This is a genomic window from Streptomyces subrutilus (assembly GCF_008704535.1).
Lineage (GTDB): Bacteria > Actinomycetota > Actinomycetes > Streptomycetales > Streptomycetaceae > Streptomyces > Streptomyces subrutilus.
The window spans coordinates 825,057-842,009 of sequence record NZ_CP023701.1 but is presented as its reverse complement, the minus strand read 5'-3'; the positions used below and the strand labels follow the sequence as shown (position 1 = coordinate 842,009).

Here is a 16,953-nt window from a genome sequence, read left to right as displayed (position 1 = left end):
GTTCCGTCCTCAGCCGTTCAGGAGCTGGGGCGCGCGGGTGTGGCGGTTGGCCGGGACCGGCAGGCCGAGGTTGCCGCGCAGGGTGTCGGCCCGGTACTCGGTGCGGAACAGGCCGCGCTTCTGCAGCAGGGGGACCACGCCGTCCACGAAGAGTTCGAGGTCGTCGTTGGTGCGGAAGGCGAGGTTGATGCCGTCGAAGGTGCCGGCCTCGAACCACCTCTCGATGGTGTCGGCGACGGTCTCCGGCGCACCGACGAAGGGGGAGCGGTGGAACTCGTTGACCAGCGAACCCACTTGACGGAGCGTGAGGTTCTCGCTGCGGGCCCGCTCGATGAGCTTGGCGGCGCCCGTCCGGCCGCCCTTCTCGGCGAGGTGCACGACGTCGGGGAAGGGCGCGTCGAGATCGTGCACGCTGAAGTCGTACGCGCCGAAGGCCCGGCCGAGCAGGGCCAGGTTGCGGCCGAAGTCGTCGTCCTCCTCGAAGATCTCCCGCTCCCGGCGCCGTGCCGCCTCGTCGGTGGCGGCGACGACCGGCCCGCCGTGGATGAAGATCTTGATGTGGTCGGGGTCGCGGCCGTACGCCGCGGTGCGCGTCTTGATGTCCGTGTAGTACGCCCGTGCCTGCTCCAGGGAGCCGCCGGGCGCGTAGATGCCCTCGGCGACCTGCGCGGCGAGGTCGCGGCCCTCCTCCGAGACGCCGGCCTGGAAGATCACCGGCTGGCCCTGGGGGGAGCGCGAGAGGTTGAGGGGTCCCGCCACGTGGAAGTGCTCGCCGTGGTGGTCCAGCGCGTGCAGCTTGGCGGGATCGAGGAAGAGGCCCCGCTCCGGGTCGGCCGGGAAGGCGTCGTCCTCGTAGGAGTCCCACAGGCCGCGGGCGACCCGGACGAACTCCAGGGCGCGGCCGTACCGCGTCGTGTAGTCGAGGTGTTCGTCGAGCCCGAAGTTCTTCGACGTGCCGGTGTCGAAGCTCGTCACGACGTTCCAGCCGGCGCGGCCTCCGCTGATGTGGTCGAGGGAGGCGAACCGGCGGGCGAGGTTGAACGGCGAGTTGTACGTCGAACTCGCCGTGCCGACCAGCCCGATGTGCCGGGTGTGGGTGGCGACCGCGGACAGCAGGGTGAGCGGTTCGAGCCGGTTGAGGTAGTGCGCCGGGTAGGTGGCGTTGATGAACTGGCTGTCGACCACGAACAGGGCGTCGAACAGGGCGTGTTCGGCCGCCTTGGCCTGAGCGATGTAGTAGTTGATGTCGATGCTGGAGTTCTTCGCGATGCGCGGGTCCTTCCACAGGCCGTGCTGGCCGGGGCCTCCGACGCCGTAGGGGTGCAGTGCGAGGTGGATCGTGCGGGACATCGTGGTTCCTGTCTGCCGTGGAATGCATGGAGTGCGGGGGACGCATGGGGTGCGGGGGACGCGTGGGGCTGGCGGACCCGGCCGGATCAGGTGTGCAGGAGCGTGCGCAGGGCTTCGCGTTCGGCCCGGTCCGCCGGTGCGGAGCGCAGGGTCGGCGCGGAGCCCAGGAGCAGGCGGGTGTAGGGGTGGCGCGGGGCCGTGACCACGTCACGGGTGGCGCCGCTCTCGACGAGCTCGCCCCGGTAGAGCACCGCGATGCGGTCGGCGGTGCCCGCGACGGAGCCGAGGTCGTGGGAGATGAAGACGAGGGCCATCCCGGCGGCCCGCAGTTCCTTGAGGATCTCCAGCACCTGGACCCGGTTGGCGGAGTCCAGGGCGCTGACCGGCTCGTCGAGGATGACCAGCCGAGGGTCCGTGACCAGGGCGCGGGCCACCGCCACGCGCTGGCGCTGACCGCCGGACAGCTCCCCGGGCAGCCGTCCGAGCAACTCCTCGGACAGGTGCACGCGGGCCAGGAACGAGCGGACCCGCGCGGCGGCCTCCCCGGGCGCGACACCCCGCACGAGCAGCGGCTCGGCCAGGGACTGCGCGACGGTGAGGTCGGGGTCGAGGCTGCGCAGCGGGTCCTGGAAGACGTACTGGACGATGCCGCGCCGGCGCAGGGCCCGCCACTGGCGCTGGTCGTGGGCGGTGACCTCCTCGCCGCCGACGCGGATCGAGCCGGCCGAGGCGCGCACCAGGCCCAGGACGGCGCGGGCGAGGGTGGACTTGCCGGATCCGGTCTCCCCGATGATGCCGAGGGTCTCGCCGGGGGAGACGCTCAACGACACCGCGTGCAGCGCGCGTCGGCGTCGGCGCCGCGGACCGTAGTGCACGTCGAGGCCGGTGACTTCGAGGACCGGCTCGGCCGGACGCGGGGCGGCGTCGGCCGGGTGCGGTGCGGGTGCGGCGGTCACGACGCCTCCCGGGGTGCGAGGAACGTGTCGAGGCCGTACTGCTCGTGCTCGGCGATGAGCAGCCGGGTGTACTCGTGCCGCGGATGGTGGAGCACCGTCCGCGTCGGACCCTGCTCCACCACGTGGCCGCGGCGCATGACCAGGACCTCGTCGCAGAGCTGGGCGACGACGGCCAGGTCGTGGGAGACGACCACGAGGGCCAGGCCGGCGCTCTCGCGCAGGTCGGCGAGGAGGTCCAGGATCTCGGCCTGGACGGTGACGTCGAGGGCGGTGGTGGCCTCGTCGGCGATGAGGATCCTCGGCTCCGCGCAGATGGCGGCCGCGATCAGCACCCGCTGGAGCATGCCGCCCGACAGCTCGTACGTGTACTGGCGGTAGACCAGTTCCGGATCGCGCAGGTGCACCGCCCGCAGCAGTTCGACGGTCCGCCGGCGGGCCTCGCGCCGCCCCAGCCCCTTCTTGACCCGCAGGACCTCGGCGATCTGCGGGCCCACGCGGAGGGACGGGTTCAGGTAGGAGGCGGGGTCCTGGAAGACCGCGCTGATCGTGGCGCCGCGCAGCGAGGTCCACTGCCGCGGTGTCAGGGCGGCGATGTCGGTGCCGGAGATCTCGACCGACCCGCCGGTGATCTCGAAGTGCGGGGGCAGGATGCCGAGGGCGGCCCGGCAGGTGAGGGTCTTGCCGCTGCCGGACTCGCCGACGATGCCGACCGTCCGGCCGGGGACCAGGTCGAAGCTCACCCCGTGGACGATCTCGCGCCCGGTGACGTGATCGGTGATGCGGACGTCTCGGACGGAGAGCACCGGCGGGGCGGTGGGACCGGCCGCACCTGCCGCACCGGTCTCGTCGCCCGGTGCGTTGCCGGGCGAGGCGTCCGGGAGGGGTCCGGGGACGGTTTCGTGGGACAGCGTCGTCATCGCGCGCCTCCGGCGGGGACGGGATCGGATGCGGAAGGGTCGGAGGGGTGGGAGGGGTCGGAGGGGTGGGAAGGGCCGCGGCGGTTGGCGCGGGCCTTGCGGGTGTTGGCCAGGGCGTGGCCCGCCTCGCCGGAGACGTCGCGGATCGCGTCGGCGAGCAGATTGGCGGCCCAGACGGTGACCATGATCAGCAGGGCGGGGGCGAGCGGGGCCCAGGGCTGGTGGCTCAGGTAGCCGAGGTCCGAGGCGAGCAGGCCGCCCCAGGTGGGTTCCGGGGGCTGGATGCCGATGCCGAGGAAGGTCAGGCTGGAGACGATGATGAAGCCCACTCCGATCGTCTGCGCCAGCGCGACCGCGATCGGGGGGAGCACCTTCGCCCAAACGTGCCGGCGCACGATCCAGCCGATCGAGGCACCGGAGATGAGCGCGGCTTCCACGTACTGCGAGCGGGCGACGGCGAGGGTGGCGGCCCGGGCCACCCGGTAGAAGAGGGGCGAGACCAGGGTGCCGGTGACGAGCATGGCCTGTGTGAGGCCGTTGCCCAGCAGGGCGATCACCGCGACGGCGAAGAGCAGGAACGGCAGCGCGACGAGGGTGTCGGCCAGCCGCAGGGTCAGCCACTCGAAACCCCGGCCGAGGTAGACGGACAGGATCCCGGGGACCGCTCCGACGGCCAGCGCCGTCAGGGCGACTTCGAGCGAACCGAGCACGCTGACGCGGGAGCCGTCCAGGAGACGGCTCAGCACGTCCCGGCCGAGGTAGTCCGTGCCCAGCCAGTGGGCGGCCGAGGCGGGGGCGAGCGGGTGGTCGCCGGTGGCCAGCGGATCCTGCGGAGCGAGCAGCGGGCCGAGGAGCGCGAGCAGCACGATCAGGGCGAGGACGGCGACGGCGGTCCGTCCGGAGGCGAGCGCGAGAACGCGACGCACCATGGTCACACCCCCCGTTGGGCGGCCGGCGTCACGCGGGCCAGCACCAGGTTGACGATGAGGTTGAAGGTGACGACCAGGACGATCGACACCACGAGGACGCCCTGCACGGCCGGTACGTCACCGGCCTGCGCGGAGTCGTTGGCGAACCGGCCGAACCCCTGCAGGCCGAAGATCCACTCCGTGACGACGGAGGCGCCGACGAGGGCGGGGAACTTCAGGCCCAGGGTGGCGAGCACCGGTCCGAGGCCGTTGCGCAGCACGTGCCCGAAGAAGATCCGGCGCGGGCTCAGCCCTCTGACCACCGCGCCCGTCACGTAGTTCTCCCGGTAGGCGGCGACGAGACTGCCCCGCAGCTGGCGGGCGACGTCGGCGACGACGTCGAAGCTGAGCGCGACGGCCGGGAGGGTGATGTGCGAGAGCCACGGTCCGAACCCCTGCTCGGCGGGCACGTAGCCGGCCGAGGGGAAGAGGTTCAGCCCGACGGCGAGGACGGCCACCAGCACGATCCCGACGACGAAGGCCGGCATCACCGAGATCAGGGTGACGAAGCCGGTGATCGCGCGGTCGATCCAGGTCGTGCGCCGCAGCGCCGCGGCGGTGCCGAGGAGGAATCCGGCCGTGACGCCGATGAGCAGCGCGAACGTCGCGATCGAGAGGCTCACCCCCAGGCCGAGGCCGATGAGCGTGGAGATGTCGGCGCCGTTGGCCCAGCTGGTGCCGAGCCGGCCCTGCAGGACCCCGCCGAACCAGTCCCAGTACTGCACCAGGAACGGCTTGTCGAGTCCCCACTGGGCCTCCACCCGGTGGATCGCCTCGGGGGTCGCCTCCTCGCCCAGCTGGATCCGGGCCGGGCTGAGCCCGCTCATCGAGCGCAGCGAGAACGTCACGAACGTCGCGACGAGGAAGACGGGTACGAAGATCGCGGCAGACCGGGCGAGGGCGGCCAGGACGCGGCCCGCCGCGTGCCGCAGCCGGGTCGCGGCGACCCCGCGACGGGGGGCGGCCGGGGCGGGGAGCGCAGTCGTGGGCACGGGGTTGCCTCCTCTCTGTGGTGGACGGGGGTCAGTTGCCGGAGATGGTGACGCCGGTCCAGTCGATGTGGGCCGGGTTCTTGGGCAGGCCCGAGATCGCCTTGCTCTTGGCGATGAGGTTCGGCGAGGAGTAGGTGAAGACCAGTGCCCTGCTCTCCAGCCCGGCCCGGGTCGCCGCCTGCAGGACCTTCGGGTAGTCGGGCGCGTCCAGCGGGGTCTGGCGGACCTTCGCGATGGCCGCCTCGAAGCCGGCCGGCTCGTAGGGCGAGCTGAGGTTGAGCGGGCCGTTGGGGCCGAAGTGGGCGGTGAGGGTCTGCGCCGCCGAGTCGCGGCCGGTGGTGCCGTACAGCGAGAAGGCCAGGTCCTTGGCGAAGAAGGGGGTGGACCAGTTCTTGTCGATCTTGATGGTGACGGTGATGCCGACCTTGGCCAGCTGGGACTGGACGATCTCGGCCTGCGGGTCCTCGGCGGGGATGACCAGGTTGAGCTTGATGTCACCGGGCTTGTGGCCCGCCTCGGCGAGGAGCTGCCGGGCCTTCACCGGGTCGTAGGGGTGGGTGTTCTCGGACTCCGGGTCGTAGGCGACGTAGCCCTTGGGGAAGGGCTGGTTGGTCACGGAGCCGTAGCCGAAGGTGAGCTTGTCGACGAACTCCTGGCGGTTGACCGCGTAGCGCACGGCGTCGACGACCTTCTCGTTGTCGAAGGGCGCCTTGTTGATGTTGAGGCTGATGTTGGAGGCGTTGAAGCCCGGCTGCACGAAGACGTCAAGGCCGGCCTTCTCGGCCGCGTCCGCCTGGCTGGGCTTGATGTCGGCGAAGTTGTACACACCGGTCTGCAGGCCGTTGACGACGGTGGAGGCGTCGGGGGCCGAGGTGAGCTCGACGTTGTCGATGTGGATGTTCTTCGCGTCCCAGTACGCCGGGTTCTTCTTCAGGACCGCCTTGGTGCCCGGCACCAGCTGCGTGATGGTGAACGGACCCGCGCCCACCGGGTTCTGGTCCAGCTTCTCGGGGGAGGCGGCCGCCTTCGGGCTGGCGATCTGCAGGACGCGCTGGCCGAGCAGCTGCGGTATCTGGTGGTCGACCTGGGTGAGGTGGAGCACCGCGTCGAGACCGTTGGCGTCCACCGAACCGATCGACGTCAGGTCGCCGAAGAGCGCCGAGTTCTTCTGCTTCTTGGCCCGCTCGACGGCGTCCTTGACGGCCGCGCCGTCCACCGGCTCGCCGTCGCTGAACTTCAGACCGGGACGCAGGTGGAAGGTGACCTGATCGCCCTTCTCGTTGTACTCCCAGCTCTCGGCGAGGTCGGGGACGGCCTTGCCGCTCTCGTCGGTACGTGTCAACGAGGCGTACACCAGGGCCAGTTCGCGGAACTGTGCGCCGCTGCCGGAGACGACCGGGTCCCAGTGGGCCGGGAAGTACGAGGAGGTCCACTTCAGCGTGCCGCCACCGCCCGGGCCCGCCCCGCCGCTTGCGGAGGCGGCGTCTGTGGCGCAGGCGCCGAGGGCGGGGGTGAGGACGGCGACGAGGGCGGTCGCGAGCACCGCGAGGCGCGGCCGGGAGGTCCGGCGCACCGGCGGGGCGTCCGGTCCGGGACTGAGGGGCGTGAGGCGTGCGGACATCTCTATCGTTCCTTGGACTTGGTCCCGGCCGGGGCGGGGCGCGGCGGGGGAGGGGGAGGGGTGCGGGAGGCGCGGCCGGGCCACCCCGCGCGGCATCGACGCGGGCCGGCGGGCAGGGCGAACGGCTGGGGCTATGACCGGTGTCGCGGCTGGTGTCGCGGACTCGGGGCGCGGACAGGCGCACCGTGCTGCCGGAAGACGGCGTGGACCCGGACCGCGGACGCGGGCCGGTGTCGAGCCGGTGGGCGGAGGAAGGGGGTGCGCCGGTGCGCGGAGCGCGGCGTCCGGAGGGAACGGGCGCGGCTCGGCCCGCGTCGGCGGGAGGGGGCGCCGTACAGGCCGGGAGCGGTCAGGCGCTCGTGGGCCGGCGTCGGCGGTGGGTCAGCGACAGAGGGCGCTGGACGTGCGCCGCAGGTCCACGTAGCGGCACACCACACCGGGGTGCGTCGTAAGCATGGGGCACATCCTGGGGGCAGCCGTCGGCGGCTGTCAATGGACACCAATTGGTGTCTCATGGGGCGGGACGATTCCGCCGCTGGTCAGAGGTCTGTCAGAGCATGTCGGAACGGCCGTGGCGGCCGGCCGGGTGCACGGCGGCCTCCTCGGGGTGCAGCCATACGGGGCCGTTGCCGGTGGCCACCGCGACCGCCCGCGGCGGCGGCCACGGGCCCTGCGCCAGCATCCGCCGCTCCGGCTCGGTCAGACTCCGGTGACGCTCCAACGCCCGTGCGGGAGTGAGTCGTTCACCCAACGCCGGCAGCCCCGGGGCCAGCTCCGCAACGGCCGCGGCGTACGCCTCGAACGAACGCCATCCCGGCACCGCCCGGTACCCCGCGGGAGAGCGCAGCAGCAGCGTCGGCAGGGCGTACCGGTGCCCGCTCCCGGTCTCCTTGGCGGCCCCGGGATGCGGCGAGCCACCCCGTACGGACAGCACCTCGGGCACCGGGCGGCGCGCCTCCGCGCGGTCGGCGCCCACCTGCAGGCGCACCGCGTCCGAGGCGGTGTCCACGGACAACCGCCGGGCGTCCAGGCCGGGTACGCCCGCCGCCGCGGCCAGGGCCAGCTCGACGGTGTCCGCCGGCTTGCCGAGCACGAAGACGCTCTCCCGCAGCCGCCGCAGCACCCGCTCGGCCACCTCGGGGCCCTGCCGCTGCGCGGCCTTGGCGACGAGCGAGGCCGGCCACGAGCTGGCCGCCACCCGGTCGAGCCGCACGGCGCGGGGCGCCCCCGTGTGCGCGGTGACGTCCTCGACGTAGCGCGCGTACCAGGCGGTCTCGGCCGCCGGATCGGGGGCCGGGTCGTCGTCCTCGTCGAAGAGGATGCAGAACACCCGCCGCCAGCGGACCCGGTCGCCCAGTGCCGTCCGCAACCTGCGGAAGACCGGCTCGGAACCCCACGCCCACGGGCACAACGGATCGGTGTACTCGACGACTTCGAGCGCCGGCGGCCCACCCGGCGCGCGGGCCGGGGCCTGCGGTCCGGGGGCGCCCGGCGGGGCCGTCACGCGGCCCCCTCGCGGGCCAGCCGGGCCGCTCCCGCCGGCACCAGCGAGGCCAGCGTCGCCCGGCCCAGCACCGCCGCCGCGTCCGCCTCGACCCGCCGCCACACCTCGGGCAGCCCCGCCGCGGGACCGGGGTAGGCCAGCCCGTCCAGCGGCTCGCCGCGCAGCGAGATCAACTCGCCGTCCACGGCGCGCGCCACGTCCAACAGGGTGATCTCGTCGGCGGGCCGGCCGAGCCAGTACCCGCCCTCGCAGCCGCGCTGGCTGCGCACCAGCCCGGCCTTCCGCAGCTCGCCCACCACGGACTTCAGGAAGCGGAACGGGATCTGCTGCGAGGAGGCGATGGCCTCGCAGGTCAGCGGGCGGGTCGGCTCACAGGCGAGCTCCAGGAGAGCGCGCGTGGCGTAGTCCGCCTTCGCGGAGATATGCATCCGCCCATCATGCCCGACACATCGCCGCGCCGAAGGGCTTCGGCTGCTCCCCGAGGCTCATTGCGGGAACATTGCCGCAGGTGAACGGCAATGGACACCTCTTGACATCCTTTCCGGTGCCCCTCTAGCGTCCCGGCCATGAGCGACCCGCTGACCATTCCTGGCGAGGGATTCCACCCCCACCTCCCCGACGCGCCGGACCGCCCGACGACCCCGCTGCGCGCCCGACTGCACCACGTGCGCGCCGGCTCCCTGGACGGCGACACCGCCCAGAGCGGCGGGATGCGGAGGTTCGCCGCCGTCAGCGGAAACACCGTCGGCTCCGAGAAGCTGTGGATGGGCCAGACCCACGTGGCCCCTTCGACCGCTTCCTCCGACCACCACCACGGAGAGTCCGAGACCGCCATCTACGTGGTCAGCGGACACCCCGAGTTCGTGTTCCTCGACGACACGAGCGAACCGGCCGAGGAGGTACGGCTGCGCACCTCGCCCGGCGACTACGTCTTCGTCCCGCCGTTCGTGCCGCACCGGGAGGAGAACCCGGACCCCGCCGAGGAGGCCGTGGTCGTCATCGCCCGCAGCACGCAGGAGGCGATCGTCGTCAACCTCCCCCGGCTGTACGCGCTTGGTCCGGCCGGATCCTGACCCGCACGCACCGACGGTCCGGACCCGGCCCGCGATCCTCGACGGCCCGACCCCCGACGCCCCCGAGGTCCGCTTCCACACCCCCTGACCACCACCGCCGGGCGGCGGGTTCAGCTCCGCGGGGCGGCCGGGTGCTGGTCCAGGTTGACCAGGGCCGACGGGACGTCCGCGGTCCCGGCCTGCGGTGTGCCGACCGCCTTCTTCCGCAGGACGTCGAGGATGCCGAGGCCCTGGCCCACGATCCCGGACACCACCTGGCCCAGACCCTCGGCCCCGTTGAGGACCGTGATCTGAGCGTCGGCCATGCCCTTGGCCGCCGCCTCGGCCAGGGCGGGCAACTGCTCGACGACCCGACTGGCCGCGATGAGCTCCTGGTTGCCGTGCCGCAGCGAGGCCGCCAGGAGGTCGTTCGCGTCGGCGTGCGCCTGGGCGACGGTCCTCTCGGTGTACGCGCGGCCGTCCGCCTCGAAAAGGGTCCGGTCCCGGCCGGCCTCGGCGAGGGTGCGCTGACGGTACGCCTCCGCGTCGGCGGGGCGCCGTACCTCCGCCTCCAGCCGCTGGGCGGCCAGTCCCGCCTGCCGCTCGGCCAGCGCGGTCTGGGCTTCGATGACCTCCTGCGAGGCACGGGCCTGGGACAGCGGCCCGGCCTGTGCGGCCAGGGCGTTGCTCTGCTCGGTCTCGGCGAGGAAGCCCGCCCGCTTGATCGCGGTGTCCCGCTCGTACTGGGCCTTGAGGGCGGCCGCCTGCTGCTCGCGCTCCGTGGCCTCCTGGTCGGACTTGGCCTGGGCGATGCGGGCGGTGCTGGCCACGGCCGCGGCGTGCGGCGCCGCGAGGTTGGTGATGTAGCCGGAGACGTCGCCGATCTCCTGGATCTGGAGCGCGTCGACGACGATGCCGAGCTTCTCCATCTCCGAGTGGCTGCCCTCCTTGATCTCCTGGGCGACCCGGTCCCGCTCCCTGATGATCTCTTCGACGGTGAGCCCGCCGATGATCGAGCGGAGGTGGCCCGCGAAGATCCGGCCCACCAACTGCTCCATGCCGGTCTGCTCGTCGAGGAAGCGGCGGGCGGCGTTGGCGATGGAGGTCTGGTCGTCGCCGACCTTGAACACGGCGACCGCCCGGACGGCGATGCGGATGCCCTGCTGCGTCACGCACTCCTCGGCGATCTCCGCCTCCCGCAGGGACAGCGAGAGCAGGCTGGCCTTCTGTTTGACGGGCATGACCCAGCAGCCGTGCCCGGTCACGATACGGAACTGTGCGTCACCCGCCCGGCGCTTCGAGCCGGAGATGAGCAGCGCCTCGTTGGGCGCGGGTACGTGCCAGAACAACATGAGAGGCCCTCGTGATCCGATGGGGCCGGCCTCGGAGGGTCTACCCGGGCGGGGACGGCGGAACGGTGTGTCAGGAAGGGAAGACGCACCACGACGTGTTACGACGGGTGCCACGTCGTGTCACAGCGGGTTCAGCGGCTCCACCGTCACCGACCGCGCCGACGAGCGGTCGGTGACCACGACCTGGGTGTGCAGCGCGACGGGCGCCGCCGACCAGGCCGCGAAGGCCTCGCTCCCGCCGCGCAGGGGCACGAGCACCTCGCCCGGCCCGTCGGCCGGGATCGATACGGTGACCCGGCCGATGAGGCCCACCGGGTCGGGGTCGAGGTCCGTGTCGGGATGGTTCACGCCGGGCTTCCGATCCTCGACGGTGCGCCGGGGCGCGCTGTCCCCGGCCCTTTCCACGGTACTCCGCCGAGGCCCCCGGCGGGCCTGCCACCGCGGGCCGTCGCCCGTTCCCGGCGCCGGCGGGTGCGTGGCGCCGCGGGCACGGGGCAGAGGCGGAACACGACCCGCCCGCGGCCGGACCGGCTCCCGCCGGGGTGTCGCCGTCCGGCGGCCGGGCGCCGGTATCGTGCTGTACCCGTGGGCCGGGAGGACGTTCGGAAGGGGGCGAGGTGAGAGCAGTGCGGGCTTTGGCGACTTTGGACGACGTCGAGCTGGGCGACCACGTCTGCTGGCTGATGGACCCTACTGCCGCGTTCTCCGCCGACGCGCGGGCCTACGTGGCCGACGGGGCGCTCTACGGGGACAAGGTCGTCGTGATCGGATCCACCGGTGCCTCCGAGGGGATCCACCGCAGTGCCCGCCACACCCCCTCGGTGATCCTCGACCTTCCGGACCTGATGGATCCGGACGCCATGCTGGCCGCGGTGCGCCGGGAAGCCCGTACCGCCGTGCGCGAGGGCTTCCGTTCGGTACGCGTCCTCGCCGAGCGGACGCCGGTGACCGCGCCCGGCGGCGTCGAGGAGCTGCTGGCGCGGGAGCTGAAGCTCGACGCGTTCGCCTCGGAGAGCGGCGCGATCGTGGTGTGCGCGTTCCGGCCGTCCCAGTGGGACGCGTCCACCCTGGAGCAGGCGGCGTGCGTGCATCCGCACGAGATGGGCACACGGGCTGAGCGCCCGGCCTTCCGGATCTTCAGCACGGGCGCCGACAGGTGGAGCGTGGACGGAGTGGTCGACTCGGAGTGCGCGGTGGCCTTCAACGCCGCGCTCCGCGCCGCGGTACGGCGCGCCGTCACGGTGCGGCTCGGATTCGACACCCTCGAACTGATCGACGCCGCGGGGATGCACGCGCTCGTCGACGCGGCCCGCCACCTGCCCGACCGCCGGATCGTCGTGGAGGGCGCCAACGAGACGGTGCGCCTGTGCTGGGAGCTCGCGGGCTACGCGAGCCCCGACGTGCCGGTGGTGATGGCCGAATGAGCGCCGGCCTCCACCCGGAGCCGTCGGGCCGGTTCCGCCACGAGCTGTACCCCTACCGAGGGGACGCCCAGTTCCTGTCCGGGACGCTCGGCTTCATCCACGAGGCCCTGCAGGCGGACGAGGCGGTGGTCGTCGCCGTCCCCTCGGACAAGACCTCGCTGCTGCGCGGCGTCCTGGCCCACGAGCCGGCCGTCACCTTCGTCGACACGACGACCGCCGGCCCGAACCCCGGCCGGCACATCGCCGCCTGGACGGCCTGGATGACCGAGCGGGGCGAAGGGGACAGGCCCGTACGGGGTATCGGCGAGACCGCCTGGCGCCAGGCGCGCAGCGCCGCCCACCTCTCCGAACTGCGCCACCACGAATGGCTCCTGAACCGCGCCTTCGCGCGCAGCCCGGCCTGGTCGATGCTGTGCCCCTACGACGCGGCCGACGAGGACCAGGACGCCCTGCGCTCCCTGTCCCGCTGCCACCCGCTGATCCGCCGGGACGGACAGCAGGAGCGCAACGACGGCTTCCTCACCGCCGACACCTATCCCTTCGAGGCCCTCGCCGACCCGTGCGACCCGTACCAGGAGCTCAGCTTCACGGACGGCGACCTGAGCGCCATCCGCTCGAAGGTGTCCCAGTGCGCCTCCGACGCCGGCATCACCCGGGAACAGCTGTCGAGGCTCGCCGTCGCCGTCACCGAGATCGCGACGAACAGCATCCGCCACGGCGGCGGCCACGGGACCCTGCGCACCTGGACCCAGGCCGCGACGTTCCTCTGCGAGTTCCGGGACGGCGGCTACATCCCCGACGTCATGGCCGGCCGCACCCGGCCCGCCCCCGACCAACTGGGCGGCCGCGGCCTCTGGCTCGCGCACCAGCTCTGCGACCTGGTCGAGATCCGCTCCGCCCCCGACCAGGGCACCACCATCCGCCTCCACATGGACGTCCCGCGGTAGGCACGGTGCGCGGGTGGTGCGCGTGCCGCCCGGGCGGTGGTGGCCCTCCTTCGCCCGGTGAATCCGGCCCGGTGACCCGCCGATTTCTCCACCCGTCTCTCCACCCACGGGTCCACGCGCGTCGTGCCTGGTCAGAGCAGGCTGTGGGGCATGACAACGACCGAATGGCTCATCGATCTCGCCCTCATCCTGATCGTCTTCCGCCAGCTCCGCGAAGGACCCCTGGGACCCAGGTCGTACCTGATCCCCCTCGGCATCGTCTCCTTCGTGGGGTACGAGTACCTCGACACGGTGCCCACCGACGGCAACGACCTCGTGCTGATCGCGACCCTCATGGCAGTGGGCGCCGTGCTCGGCGTCGCGGGCGGGGTCTTCACCCGGATTCGCGTCGCCGGCGGGCAGGTCCTCATCAAGGCCGGCCTGGTGTCCGCGGCCCTCTGGGTGATCGGGATGGGCGCCCGCCTCGGCTTCCAGCAGTGGGTGCAGCACGGGGGTGCGGACGACGTGGCACGGTTCAGCCTGGACCACCGGATCACCGGTGCGCAGGCCTGGGTGGCGGCGCTGCTGCTGATGGCCCTGACCGAGGTGGTCACGCGGCTGGCCACGATCTTCGTACGGAGCCGGACGCTGCCGGGCCCGGACGTCTCCGGGGTGGCCGTCCTGCCGAAGGCCGCCGACCGGGTGCGTTGACCGTGCGGTATGTTCGCGTCATGCCAGCAGTGCGGTCCGGCCGCCCCGCCGACGCGGCCGGCCGGGCCGGCGGGCGGGCCACCCCTACGCAGTGGGCGCTGACGGTCGGGGTCATCGTCGCCGGGGTCGTGACCATCCGCCCCCTGGACACCACCGGCCGGGGGCTGGCCGTGGCCCTCCTCCTGCTGGTGAACTGCGCGCTGATGGCCGTGCGGCTGCTCTTCCCCGGACGGTTCTCCGCCGGCTGGATGGTGGCGGGCGTCCTCGCGGCGGCCGCTCTGATGGGCGTCGCCGACGCCGGCACGGCCTACCTCTTCGCCTTCTTCCTCACCGGCTGGTCCGGGTACCGGCTCGACACCCGGCCGGCCCTGGCCCTCGCCGCGGCCTGCAGCCTCCTGTGCGGGGGCGCGCTCTACCTCGGGAGCGGGCCGGAGCGGGACGCCGCGTCCCTGATCGTGGGATTCGCCGTCGGCGCCCCGGTCCTCGCCGGAATGGCCCGCCGCAGCCGCAACCAGGCCACCCGGGCCGTGATCGCGGCGGCCGAGGCCTCCGAGGCCGCCGCCCGGGCCGAAGCCCGGACCGCCGTCCTGACCGAGCGGGGCCGGATCGCCCGGGACATCCACGACGTCCTGGCCCACGCGCTGGCCGGGGTGAACATGCAACTGGAACTGGTCGACGCGCTGCTCGACACCGGAGACCTGGACAAGGTGCGGCAGGCCACCGGCACCGCGCACGGCCTGGTCAAGGACAGCCTGCGGCAAGCCCAGTGGACCGTCCACGCCCTGCGCGAAGACGCGCTGCCCCTGGTGGAGAGCCTGGCGGCGATGCTCGAATCGTCCGGCCACCGCAATGCCCTCACCGTCACCGGAACCGTGCGCGAGCTGCCGGCGCAGGTGACCCAGGGGCTGCTGCGGATCGCCCAGGAGTCCCTGACCAACGCCGCCCGGCACGCCCCGGGCGCCGAGGTCGGCGCGCGGCTGGAGTACGCTGCCGGGTCGACCACGCTGATGATCGTCAACGGGCCCGCCACCGAGCGGGCGACGGAGGGCTGGGGGAGCGGGATGGGACTCATCGGCATGCGGGAACGCGTCGCCCTGCTGGAAGGCACCGTCACCACCGGGCCGGTCGCCACCGGCGCCGACCGGGGCGGCTGGCGGGTGGAGGCGGTGATCCCGGGATGAGCACGCCAGGGACCGGCCCCGGACCCGTCAGGGTGATCGTGGTCGACGACCAGGCGGCCGTCCGCGAACCGCTCGCCGCCGTCCTCGCACTGGCCCCCGACATCGACGTCGTCGCGACGGCGGCGGACGGGGCCGGGGCGCTGGCCGCCGCGGACGCCCACCCCGTCGACGTCGTCCTCATGGACCTGAGGATGCCGGTGATGGACGGGACCGAGGCGACCCGCCGGCTGAGCGCGTCGCATCCGCAGGTGGCCGTGGTCGTCCTGACCACCTTCGCCGACGACGACTCCATCCTGGCCGCACTCAACGCGGGGGCCCGCGGCTACCTGACGAAGAACGCGGGACGCGAGGACATCGCTCGTGCCATCCGGGCGGCCGCGGCCGGGCAGTCCGTCCTCGACCGCGACGTTCAGGCCCGGCTCCTCGCCGCCGCCCGGACCCCCCGCCCCGCCCCGGAGCGGCCCCTCCCCGCGGACCTCACCCGCCGCGAACGCGAGGTCCTCACCCTCATCGCCCGGGGCCTCCCGAACCGCGCCATCGCCGAGACGCTCTTCATCAGCGAGGCCACCGTCAAGACCCACATCAACAACCTCTTCGCCAAGGCCGACTTCCGGGACCGCGTCGACGCCATCCGCCGCGCCCTCGCCGCCGGGCTGGCCTGACCGGCCGCGACCGGATCGGCGTGCTCGATGTGCCGTACAACCATTGGCGCGGTTGACGAGTCTCGTACCCCGCAAGAACATTTCCCAGGGGGTTTTTCAGTGAAGTTGTCCCGTATCGCCGCAGCGGTCACCACCGCCGCTCTGGCTCCGGCCGTCCTCATCGCGTCGCCGGCCTTCGCCGCCGACGCGGCCGGCACGTCCACTCCTCAGACCGCTCCGACCACGCCCGACCGGGCGGCGGACGGCCGGCCGGACGAGGACCAGGCCGAGCAGGACCGCAAGGCCATCCTCGCGATCATCGCCGAACCGACGGCCAGCGCGTACATGAAGGAAGCCGGCCACAAGGCCATCGCCGACGGCCCCGCGGCCATGCGCAAGTTCATCGAGACCGACCAGCACAGGATCAGGCTCGACGACTACCGGGTGCTGATCTCCCGTCTCCTGCACGGTGCCGGCCCCGGACTCAAGGAAGGCATCAACCAGGTCCTCGGGCACGACAAGGGGAACCTGGAGCAGCTGCGCCACTTCTACGAGGTCACCCAGCACGAGCTGCGCGACGACGACAACAGGGTCGACATCGCCCGGCTGATCGGCGCGGGCGGCCCGCGAGTGAGGGAAGCGGGCAAGGCGGCCCTCAAGGGCACCCCCGCCGACCGCGTCGTCTTCCTGGCGACCGGACAGTACCTCGCCCAGGCCTCCGACGACCGGGTCGAGCTCTCCCGCATCGACGAGGGCTGGGACGGCCCCATCCTGAGCGAGGCGATCGGCAGACTCCTCGGCGGTTCCCCGACCCCGGCCGAGCTGCGCCACTTCCTCCAGGTCACCCAGTACGAGCTGCGCGACCAGGACAACCGTGTCTCGATCACGAAGATCATCGACGGCGGGGGGCCGGAACTGGTCAAGGCCGGCCGCGCCGCGCTGGCAGGCACCGCCGCCGACCGCAGCGAGTTCCTGAAGACCGGACAGCACGAGGCGCGCGCCAAGGACCAGAAGACCCAGCAGGAGAACGACAAGGACAAGGACAAGGGCAAGGACCAGCAGGACCAGGACAACTCCGGTTCCGGCACCGGCTCCGGCACGGGAGCCAACCCCGCCACCGGCTCGGGCTCCGGCACCAACACCGCCACCCCCCAGGGCGGGAGCGGTTCCCCCCTCGCCACCACCGGCGCGGGCGACGCCGGGTTGATCGCCGGCGGGGCGGGCACCGCACTCGTCGCCGGCGCGGGCCTCCTGCTCGCCGCCCGCATGCGCCGCGCCGCCTCCACGCGCTGACCCGGCCGCACCTCGCCGGAGGCCCCGTACGGGCCTCCGGCGAGTCCGTCGCCCCCGCACGTCTC

17 protein-coding genes are annotated in these 16,953 nt (G+C 73.1%); 7 read left to right on the top strand and 10 right to left on the bottom strand.

Translation table 11 applies throughout. The features are described from left to right. Positions 1–9: 9 nt before the first annotated feature. From CP968_RS03655 to CP968_RS03620, 8 genes are all read right to left on the bottom strand, one after another. Complete coding sequence (locus tag CP968_RS03655; RefSeq protein ID WP_150516610.1) at positions 10–1,350, bottom strand: NtaA/DmoA family FMN-dependent monooxygenase; 1,341 nt, start codon at positions 1,348–1,350, stop codon at positions 10–12. An 86-nt stretch (positions 1,351–1,436) separates the two neighbouring features. Continuing rightward, positions 1,437–2,306 (bottom strand): ABC transporter ATP-binding protein, encoded by an 870-nt coding sequence (locus tag CP968_RS03650; protein ID WP_150516609.1) that lies wholly within the window; start codon positions 2,304–2,306, stop codon positions 1,437–1,439. Next, the gene (locus tag CP968_RS03645; RefSeq protein ID WP_150516608.1) at positions 2,303–3,223 is read right to left on the bottom strand and encodes an ABC transporter ATP-binding protein; all 921 of its coding nucleotides are present in this window, start codon (positions 3,221–3,223) and stop codon (positions 2,303–2,305) included. The genes CP968_RS03650 and CP968_RS03645 overlap by 4 nt, the downstream gene beginning before the upstream one ends. Next, on the bottom strand, positions 3,220–4,152 hold the full coding sequence (locus tag CP968_RS03640) for an ABC transporter permease (protein ID WP_150516607.1): 933 nt from the start codon (positions 4,150–4,152) through the stop codon (positions 3,220–3,222). Before CP968_RS03640 ends, CP968_RS03645 begins: the two co-directional genes overlap by 4 nt. 2 nt (positions 4,153–4,154) lie before the next feature. Next, positions 4,155–5,183 (bottom strand): ABC transporter permease, encoded by a 1,029-nt coding sequence (locus tag CP968_RS03635; protein ID WP_150516606.1) that lies wholly within the window; start codon positions 5,181–5,183, stop codon positions 4,155–4,157. A 31-nt stretch (positions 5,184–5,214) separates the two neighbouring features. After that, positions 5,215–6,804 (bottom strand): ABC transporter substrate-binding protein, encoded by a 1,590-nt coding sequence (locus tag CP968_RS03630; protein ID WP_150516605.1) that lies wholly within the window; start codon positions 6,802–6,804, stop codon positions 5,215–5,217. 550 nt (positions 6,805–7,354) lie between these two features. Continuing rightward, entirely contained in the window at positions 7,355–8,308 is a 954-nt protein-coding gene (locus tag CP968_RS03625; RefSeq protein WP_150516604.1) for a DsbA family oxidoreductase, read from the bottom strand. Continuing rightward, positions 8,305–8,736 (bottom strand): RrF2 family transcriptional regulator, encoded by a 432-nt coding sequence (locus CP968_RS03620; RefSeq protein WP_150516603.1) that lies wholly within the window; start codon positions 8,734–8,736, stop codon positions 8,305–8,307. The genes CP968_RS03625 and CP968_RS03620 overlap by 4 nt, the downstream gene beginning before the upstream one ends. A gap of 138 nt (positions 8,737–8,874) precedes the next feature. Between CP968_RS03620 and CP968_RS03615 the strand changes: the two genes are divergently transcribed. Beyond that, entirely contained in the window at positions 8,875–9,381 is a 507-nt protein-coding gene (locus CP968_RS03615) for a cupin domain-containing protein (RefSeq protein ID WP_150516602.1), read from the top strand. Positions 9,382–9,491: 110 nt separating this feature from the next. Here the strand turns inward: CP968_RS03615 and CP968_RS03610 are convergent, their stop codons facing one another. After that, positions 9,492–10,712, bottom strand: coding sequence for an SPFH domain-containing protein (locus CP968_RS03610; protein WP_150516601.1), 1,221 nt, complete (start codon positions 10,710–10,712; stop codon positions 9,492–9,494). Between the two features lie 120 nt (positions 10,713–10,832). After that, on the bottom strand, positions 10,833–11,060 hold the full coding sequence (locus CP968_RS03605) for a hypothetical protein (RefSeq protein ID WP_150516600.1): 228 nt from the start codon (positions 11,058–11,060) through the stop codon (positions 10,833–10,835). Between the two features lie 269 nt (positions 11,061–11,329). Between CP968_RS03605 and CP968_RS03600 the strand changes: the two genes are divergently transcribed. The 6 genes from CP968_RS03600 (at position 11,330) to CP968_RS03575 (ending at position 16,888) form a co-directional block, all read left to right on the top strand. Continuing rightward, complete coding sequence (locus CP968_RS03600; protein WP_150516599.1) at positions 11,330–12,136, top strand: MEDS domain-containing protein; 807 nt, start codon at positions 11,330–11,332, stop codon at positions 12,134–12,136. Beyond that, entirely contained in the window at positions 12,133–13,083 is a 951-nt protein-coding gene (locus tag CP968_RS03595; protein ID WP_150516598.1) for a sensor histidine kinase, read from the top strand. The genes CP968_RS03600 and CP968_RS03595 overlap by 4 nt, the downstream gene beginning before the upstream one ends. Before the next feature lie 150 nt (positions 13,084–13,233). Further along, entirely contained in the window at positions 13,234–13,773 is a 540-nt protein-coding gene (locus CP968_RS03590; RefSeq protein WP_150516597.1) for a hypothetical protein, read from the top strand. Positions 13,774–13,793: 20 nt separating this feature from the next. Further along, complete coding sequence (locus CP968_RS03585) at positions 13,794–14,954, top strand: sensor histidine kinase (protein ID WP_150516596.1); 1,161 nt, start codon at positions 13,794–13,796, stop codon at positions 14,952–14,954. Beyond that, positions 14,951–15,616, top strand: a complete 666-nt coding sequence (locus CP968_RS03580) for a response regulator (protein WP_150516595.1) — start codon at positions 14,951–14,953, stop codon at positions 15,614–15,616. The genes CP968_RS03585 and CP968_RS03580 overlap by 4 nt, the downstream gene beginning before the upstream one ends. Before the next feature lie 99 nt (positions 15,617–15,715). After that, the gene (locus CP968_RS03575) at positions 15,716–16,888 is read left to right on the top strand and encodes an ALF repeat-containing protein (RefSeq protein WP_150516594.1); all 1,173 of its coding nucleotides are present in this window, start codon (positions 15,716–15,718) and stop codon (positions 16,886–16,888) included. Positions 16,889–16,953: the final 65 nt, after the last annotated feature.

What these genes read in the sequence shown, in the direction of transcription:
- CP968_RS03655 (WP_150516610.1), bottom strand. Translation starts at nt 1,350, where the DNA reads ATGTCCCGCACGATCCACCTCGCACTGCACCCCTACGGCGTCGGAGGC.
- CP968_RS03645 (WP_150516608.1), bottom strand. Translation starts at nt 3,223, where the DNA reads ATGACGACGCTGTCCCACGAAACCGTCCCCGGACCCCTCCCGGACGCC.
- CP968_RS03640 (WP_150516607.1), bottom strand. Translation starts at nt 4,152, where the DNA reads ATGGTGCGTCGCGTTCTCGCGCTCGCCTCCGGACGGACCGCCGTCGCC.
- CP968_RS03630 (WP_150516605.1), bottom strand. Translation starts at nt 6,804, where the DNA reads ATGTCCGCACGCCTCACGCCCCTCAGTCCCGGACCGGACGCCCCGCCG.
- CP968_RS03620 (WP_150516603.1), bottom strand. Translation starts at nt 8,736, where the DNA reads ATGCATATCTCCGCGAAGGCGGACTACGCCACGCGCGCTCTCCTGGAG.
- CP968_RS03615 (WP_150516602.1), top strand. Translation starts at nt 8,875, where the DNA reads ATGAGCGACCCGCTGACCATTCCTGGCGAGGGATTCCACCCCCACCTC.
- CP968_RS03610 (WP_150516601.1), bottom strand. Translation starts at nt 10,712, where the DNA reads ATGTTGTTCTGGCACGTACCCGCGCCCAACGAGGCGCTGCTCATCTCC.
- CP968_RS03595 (WP_150516598.1), top strand. Translation starts at nt 12,133, where the DNA reads ATGAGCGCCGGCCTCCACCCGGAGCCGTCGGGCCGGTTCCGCCACGAG.
- CP968_RS03590 (WP_150516597.1), top strand. Translation starts at nt 13,234, where the DNA reads ATGACAACGACCGAATGGCTCATCGATCTCGCCCTCATCCTGATCGTC.
- CP968_RS03585 (WP_150516596.1), top strand. Translation starts at nt 13,794, where the DNA reads ATGCCAGCAGTGCGGTCCGGCCGCCCCGCCGACGCGGCCGGCCGGGCC.
- CP968_RS03580 (WP_150516595.1), top strand. Translation starts at nt 14,951, where the DNA reads ATGAGCACGCCAGGGACCGGCCCCGGACCCGTCAGGGTGATCGTGGTC.